This window comes from Aliivibrio sp. S10_S31, from assembly GCF_014694495.1.
GTDB classification, from domain to species: Bacteria; Pseudomonadota; Gammaproteobacteria; order Enterobacterales; family Vibrionaceae; genus Aliivibrio; species Aliivibrio fischeri.
In genome coordinates this window covers 1-1,509 of the sequence record NZ_JAAUWR010000063.1, presented here as the reverse complement: position 1 = coordinate 1,509, position 1,509 = coordinate 1, and the positions used below count along the sequence as shown (strand labels likewise).

Sequence of the window (1,509 nt, the reverse complement as noted above, 5' to 3'; positions counted from 1 at the left end):
AAGCGAAGCGTTGACAAAGATCGTGTAACAAAGCAATCAACACGATGCTAATTACACTCGGCATTCGCGGTTTGGAGTGTAATTGGTTTGGAAAGTCGGTCTTTCGCACGTGTTATTGCGGCGTTAACTGCTTCTTTGTTAATTTAGCTTTCAAATATGGTAATCATTCCCTTTGAGTAGTAGACTAATATTATTTCCGCATAAATGTGCGAGGTAAGCATGAAGTACGAATTATTAGTTTTAGCTGCAATGACACGATTGGAATCTCCAAATACCCAAGCTATCGTGGCTGCAACTGGGATCTCTGAACGTAAAGTACAATCCGTAGTTAACTCATTAGTTGAAAATTTAGGCTTAAATATTCAAAGAGAGCGCCAAGGTCGAACCTTCCGTTTTTCTATTAATAGCTGGGGTGTTTTTGAATCAGGGAAAGCGATCCAATCTCAACTTAATGACATTGATCTAGTTATGCCAAGTAATTCAATGCTTTCTTCTTACGAAGAAAAGCATGCCTATTTCGAGCAAGTTAAAATGGATAACTTTAAAGAAAGTATGCGTTTAGAGGGCCATGATATTGCTAGTGATTTCGATTTATCACTCGACAGAGAGCAACAACGTCAAATTTTGTTAAACAAATACTCAAACGTAAATTCGTTAGAGGCACTCAATGGCTGATAAATATGGCACAACACAAGATCCTTATACTTACGAAAATAGTACGGTTCTTGTTAATAAGCTCAATATCAGCAATGAAGCTGTATTAGAGGCTGCTGAACGTGATTTAACAACGTTAGCTGCAATGTATGTGGAGTTTCAATTACCTCCTTACGATTTCAGCTATCTGTGTTCAATTCATCGTATTTTGTTCTCAGATCTATTTGAATGGGCAGGTGAGTTAAGAACGATTGATATTTCAAAGGGGAATACACGTTTTTGTAATGTAGTGAGGATTGAAAAAGAAGCGAATAATCTGTTTTCAATGTTAGAAAAAGATAAGTATTTAGTGGATCTACCATACGATGAATTTCTTACTAAGTTAGCTGAGTATTATTGCGACATTAACGTTCTACATCCATTTCGAGAAGGTAATGGTCGTGCTCAGCGTTTGTTGTTTGAGCACATTGCAATTAACTGTGGTTACAATATTAATTTTTCTGGCATTACGTCTGAGCAATGGGTAGCTGCAAATATCCATGGCTATCATTGTAATTATGTGCCAATGAAAGAGCTGTTTTCTGTTTGTGTAACTAAAGCTAAAAAGCGCAGTTAACAATCGCATCAACACGATTTACTACATTCGGCATTGTAGGTTTGTCTTTAGTTTCGGTATTTATGGCGGTAAAATTCAGCTTGATCTGTATAGTAGTAAACGTGTTATGCAGGCGTTATGTTGTTGGTGTAAAATAAGGTTTTCAGCAGCTTGGGGTGAGCTATGTTTCAGTTTAAATGTACCAAAAAAGTTCAAGATTTCATTGGCCTGAAACCAAGTGACTTAAGTGAAATCGAACC

2 protein-coding genes are annotated in these 1,509 nt (G+C 36.9%); both read left to right on the top strand.

The genetic code is table 11. From position 1 onward, the window contains the following. The first annotated feature begins 219 nt into the window (after nt 1–219). Nucleotides 220–675, top strand: a complete 456-nt coding sequence (locus tag HC728_RS19535; protein ID WP_017018083.1) for a YhfG family protein — start codon at nt 220–222, stop codon at nt 673–675. Further along, nucleotides 668–1,270: a putative adenosine monophosphate-protein transferase Fic gene (locus HC728_RS19530; protein WP_017018082.1), complete on the top strand. Its 603-nt coding sequence runs from the start codon at nt 668–670 to the stop codon at nt 1,268–1,270. Before HC728_RS19535 ends, HC728_RS19530 begins: the two co-directional genes overlap by 8 nt. The last annotated feature ends 239 nt before the right edge of the window (nt 1,271–1,509 follow it).

Excerpts from the sequence above, each read along its gene's own strand:
- HC728_RS19535 (WP_017018083.1), top strand. The coding sequence starts at position 220 with ATGAAGTACGAATTATTAGTTTTAGCTGCAATGACACGATTGGAATCT.
- HC728_RS19530 (WP_017018082.1), top strand. The coding sequence starts at position 668 with ATGGCTGATAAATATGGCACAACACAAGATCCTTATACTTACGAAAAT.